4 protein-coding genes and 6 pseudogenes are annotated in these 3,730 nt (G+C 60.4%); 4 read left to right on the top strand and 6 right to left on the bottom strand.

The window, feature by feature from the left end; genetic code table 11:
* Positions 1 to 20: 20 nt before the first annotated feature.
* Positions 21 to 374: pseudogene (locus tag ACODRZ_RS26460) on the bottom strand (IS5 family transposase); the annotation flags it as partial.
* Positions 375 to 403: 29 nt separating this feature from the next.
* The gene (locus ACODRZ_RS26455; RefSeq protein WP_488973101.1) at positions 404 to 766 is read right to left on the bottom strand and encodes an HD domain-containing protein; all 363 of its coding nucleotides are present in this window, start codon (positions 764 to 766) and stop codon (positions 404 to 406) included.
* 231 nt (positions 767 to 997) lie between these two features.
* Between ACODRZ_RS26455 and ACODRZ_RS26450 the strand changes: the two genes are divergently transcribed.
* Together ACODRZ_RS26450 and ACODRZ_RS26445 are read left to right on the top strand one after the other, a co-directional pair.
* Positions 998 to 1,147: a hypothetical protein gene (locus ACODRZ_RS26450; protein WP_488973102.1), complete on the top strand. Its 150-nt coding sequence runs from the start codon at positions 998 to 1,000 to the stop codon at positions 1,145 to 1,147.
* A 35-nt stretch (positions 1,148 to 1,182) separates the two neighbouring features.
* A pseudogene (locus tag ACODRZ_RS26445) lies at positions 1,183 to 1,419 on the top strand (helix-turn-helix domain-containing protein); the annotation flags it as partial.
* Here the strand turns inward: ACODRZ_RS26445 and ACODRZ_RS26440 are convergent.
* Positions 1,417 to 1,806, bottom strand: a pseudogene (locus ACODRZ_RS26440) (ATP-binding protein); the annotation flags it as partial. The pseudogenes ACODRZ_RS26445 and ACODRZ_RS26440 overlap by 3 nt on opposite strands.
* Positions 1,805 to 2,113, bottom strand: a pseudogene (locus tag ACODRZ_RS26435) (helix-turn-helix domain-containing protein); the annotation flags it as partial. The pseudogenes ACODRZ_RS26435 and ACODRZ_RS26440, both read right to left, overlap by 2 nt.
* Before the next feature lie 143 nt (positions 2,114 to 2,256).
* Here ACODRZ_RS26435 and ACODRZ_RS26430 point away from each other — a divergent pair.
* Positions 2,257 to 2,526 (top strand): annotated as a pseudogene (locus ACODRZ_RS26430) (transposase); the annotation flags it as partial.
* A 36-nt stretch (positions 2,527 to 2,562) separates the two neighbouring features.
* On the opposite strand, the gene ACODRZ_RS26425 reads toward ACODRZ_RS26430, so the two are convergent.
* A complete protein-coding gene (locus ACODRZ_RS26425) occupies positions 2,563 to 2,703 on the bottom strand; it encodes a hypothetical protein (RefSeq protein ID WP_488973107.1) in 141 nt (46 codons plus the stop codon).
* Positions 2,704 to 2,856: 153 nt separating this feature from the next.
* On the opposite strand from ACODRZ_RS26425, the pseudogene ACODRZ_RS26420 reads away from it, so the two are divergent.
* Positions 2,857 to 3,226 (top strand): annotated as a pseudogene (locus ACODRZ_RS26420) (integrase core domain-containing protein); the annotation flags it as partial.
* Positions 3,227 to 3,287: 61 nt separating this feature from the next.
* Here ACODRZ_RS26420 and ACODRZ_RS26415 read toward each other — a convergent pair.
* Positions 3,288 to 3,593, bottom strand: coding sequence for a hypothetical protein (locus ACODRZ_RS26415; protein WP_488973103.1), 306 nt, complete (start codon positions 3,591 to 3,593; stop codon positions 3,288 to 3,290).
* Positions 3,594 to 3,730 lie beyond the last annotated feature (137 nt).

The raw sequence follows: 3,730 nt of genomic DNA, 5'->3' as shown, positions 1-3,730 counted from the left end.
GGGAAGGCCAATCTGCCTCAACCAGCGCCAGCCCGCGCCCATGGGATCTTTTTGCCCGTCGCACCGTGCTGGTGGACGCGCATGCAAGTGGAATCGATCATCACCAACTCGCCGTTGAAACAGGCGGAAACCGCCGCCAACAATCGGTCCCACACTCCAGCCTTTCGCCAGCGGATGAACCGGTTGTAGCAGGTCGTCGACGGACCATAGCGTTCCGGGACCTCTGCCCACGGCGCACCAGAACGGAAACGCCAAAGTATCCCGTTCAGCACCCGGCGGTCATCGACGCGGGGCACTCCACGCGGCTTGTTGGGCAGCAACGGCTCGATGATGAGCCATTCCTTGTCCGTCAGTTCATATCGCCGCCGCGTCATACGCCCTCCGTTTCCGAAGGCCGCCTGAATCACGCCAAGGCCGACAACTCAACCCGATTTATGAGTTTGCGCCCTAGTCGTGCGGCTTCTGCCGCCTTGCGGGTGGCCCTGTTCCCTTCGTGGCACTGATCGGTTAGTTCCATCACCAGGCGCGCCACGGTCTCGCCGAATTCGCGTTCCACGTCTTCGCGGGTGACCGCGGTATCCTTGATGGTGTCGTGAAGCAGCGCGGCCGCCAGCATTTCGTCGGTGTGGGGAACGCTGCGCACGATCTCCATGACCTCGATGGGGTGCGTTATGTAGGGCTCGCCCGTGTATTTGCGGACATGATTGATGCTCCCGTGCGCGTCGGTCGCAAACTGACGGGCCTTTGAAACGAGCGGGGATTCCATCGAAGCGGTTCTCATGGGTGGGGGCATTTATGATCGGCAGGTTGTAGGCGCATCCCGCGCGAATGGCATCATGCGATCGCGACACAGTCGGGACTGGCCATCGCATGCCCTTCGTCGCCGCGATCGCGGCAGGGCGCTTGAGCGCGGTGAGCGTTCTGTGACCGATGATCTCGGTGCGCTTGCTCTTCGCAGGGTTTTGCAGGAGGCTGCCTCGCTATGGCGGAGAACAGCATGATCGTTCGGATCGAGCAATGCGGTGAGGCGGAACAGGCCGGACAAAGCGGTCTAATGCGCACGCCTTCGGCGCGGGTTCTGGCTCGCTTAGAGCAGTTTTCGACCGTTCTGAAACGGTCTGGGATTCCCTTCGGGCGCGATTTCTGATTCAGAATCCGTGCTGGTGAAGGAGGCCGGCATGGATGGCTCTTTCGATGGATTTGCGCACTCGGCTGTTGGCAGCGGTGGACAGTGGATCGAGTTGCCGTGCTGCGGCGGCCCGGTTCGGTGTTGCACCATCAACGGCGGTCCGTTGGCGGGCACAGCAGCGCGAGACGGGTGACATAGCCCCAAAGCCGCGGGGCGGGGATATGCGCTCGCGGCGGGTGGAAGAGCGGGCAGCGGACATTCTGGCCATTTGGGAGGAGCGCAGGGACATCATGCGCCTTCGCCAGCATGGCGACCAGCGTCGCTGCGGTGACGAACTGGACCGAGTAGTTCTGCCGGATCGCTTCCCTGCCCAATGCCACCGCCAAGTGCGTCTTGCCTGTTCCCGGAGGGCCCAGGAACAAGGTCGTGTCGCCATGGGCGATCCAGCGACAGGTCACGAGCTCTCGGATCTGGCTGGGATCGAGCGAGGGCTGGACATCGAACTCGAAGCCGTCGATCTCGCGCACGAACGGGAACTGGGCAAGCTTGCTTGCCATGGAGATACGCCGCTCATCGCGTCGCGCAATCTCCCGGGACACGAAGAATGCCAGTGCCTCGCGCAGGGTCATTTTCGAGCGTGCCGCCTCGTCGAGCAGTGTGTCGAGCTGTTCCCGGATCTCGCCGCCAGCGCTGAACCCGAAGCTCTACTGAGCGCAGGCCGATCACGACACCATGTTCGCTGGCCAGTTCCTGCCTTATGACATCGGCGTTGCCGCCATGCCGGAAGAAGCGCTCCCGCAGCCAGTCGTCGAGCCCATCGAACGCCGTTTTACGCTGCGGCTTCGCAAACGGCACCGTGCCACCCGCGCGAAGATAGCGGCGCACCGTGTTACGGGCACAACCAAACTCCTTTGCGAGCCGCTTCGCTCCCCAGCCAAGCTCATGCAGCCGCACCATCGCTGCCACCTCGTCGGGTTGAAGCATATCTTCTCTCTGCACAGCCAACGTCTGTGCGGGAAACTCTGAAATCCCTTTTGTCATCTGTCTTTCCCTCTTCAGCCGAAGGGGGGGCAGTTCTCAGATTCGGCAGGGGGTCAGTCTCTCAGTTCGTATGACACCTAGTGGCCGCACGCAAGGCGATTGGCGACTTCCAATCAATGATCAGATCAAAGTCAGCTGCCAAACTCGATGAATGGATCCAGCAGACCAAAGACAGTCTCGTCGCGTCGTTCGTCAACGGTGTGGAGAAAGACCTGATTGCGGTTCGCAACGCGATTATCTCACCATGGTCAAACGGGCAGACCGAGGGGCAGATCACTCGCCTCAAGCTGATAAAACGACAGATGTATGGGCGAGCGAAACTGGACCTGCTGCGCGCTCGAGTGGTCGGCGTATGACCATCACCCGCAGCAAAAGTGATTCAGAGCCAATTCTCAGTGGTAATCAACAGCCATCACCGTCATCCGCCGTCGGCGCCCGCCTTCGGGGCGCTCGATCAGCACCTCCTGGCGATGCTTGGACATATCGATGGCTACCAGCACGGCGTCGGCGGAAGTAGACGTGCGCTTGGTCATGGTCGGTCCGTCTCCAAAGTGTTGAGTCGACAACTTCATTCTAGAGACCTGCTGGCCGGTCATGACCACCTTGATGAAGCCGGCGGGCGCTACGCGCCCTTGTCTCCATCAAGGCGATGCGGCCCTTCGAGATGCCGCTTCCCAATGTGCTACGGCACTGAGCTGACGTCGAACGCCGTCCTTGCCTGGTGCAGCGAGATCGGCGTGGAGTGGCACTACATTGCCCCAGGCAAGCCGATGCAGAATGGCTACGCCGAGAGCTTCAACGGTCGCATGCGCGACGAGCTGCTCAACGAGACCCTGTTCCTGACCCTGGGCCACGCCCGTGTGGTGATCTCCGCCTGGGCAGGGGATTACAACCAGGAGAGACCGCACTCATCCCTTGGATATGAGACCCCAGCGGCCTTCGCCGCCGAACTGCAAAAGCAATGGCCTGCTCCGCTGCGCCCTGCGGTCTCCGCTCTCCGCTCCGGAGGCCATTGCTTCATCCGCGCTCATGCGCAACAATGCTGCCCGGCTCTAATCCCAGCTGGAGGAAATCCGGGGGTCACGTCAAAGCCGACGCAGATGGGCGTGAGAGGGGTTCATTGCGAACGGGCCATCTCGCGACGATCGAGTGAGGTTGAAAGTTTACCGTCTATGAGGGTTAGCGTAGCGCCTGGTACACGCTTGGTACCTTCACCGGAAATGACGGTAACATAATCGACGGTCCCGTCAGCAGCGGCGGCGATATTAATGATCGGGCCGACTCGCATGCCGCTTTTGTCCATTACGACCATGCGCTTCTTGAGAGCGGATGCAACGACCGGTGCAGCATTTTGAGCGTGCGCGGCAATGGACGGTATGAATGACAGCAGGAAGGAGAGAGTTAAAGTGCGAATTATCGACATGGGGTATCCCTGTTCTTGAAGTATGTGGCATGAAAATGGTGCAAACCAAAAATGATGGATTGTGCGCAAATGATTTTATTCGTGTGGATAAGCACTTTTCTAAAACAAAAGTGGGGGCCCGGCGTGGGGGCCCCTGG

This window comes from Novosphingobium sp. FG90 (genome assembly GCF_057808725.1).
This window is presented reverse-complemented; position numbering and strand designations above follow the sequence as displayed.

What these genes read in the sequence shown, in the direction of transcription:
- ACODRZ_RS26455 (WP_488973101.1), bottom strand. Translation starts at nt 766, where the DNA reads ATGGAATCCCCGCTCGTTTCAAAGGCCCGTCAGTTTGCGACCGACGCG.
- ACODRZ_RS26450 (WP_488973102.1), top strand. Translation starts at nt 998, where the DNA reads ATGATCGTTCGGATCGAGCAATGCGGTGAGGCGGAACAGGCCGGACAA.
- ACODRZ_RS26425 (WP_488973107.1), bottom strand. Translation starts at nt 2,703, where the DNA reads ATGACCAAGCGCACGTCTACTTCCGCCGACGCCGTGCTGGTAGCCATC.
- ACODRZ_RS26415 (WP_488973103.1), bottom strand. Translation starts at nt 3,593, where the DNA reads ATGTCGATAATTCGCACTTTAACTCTCTCCTTCCTGCTGTCATTCATA.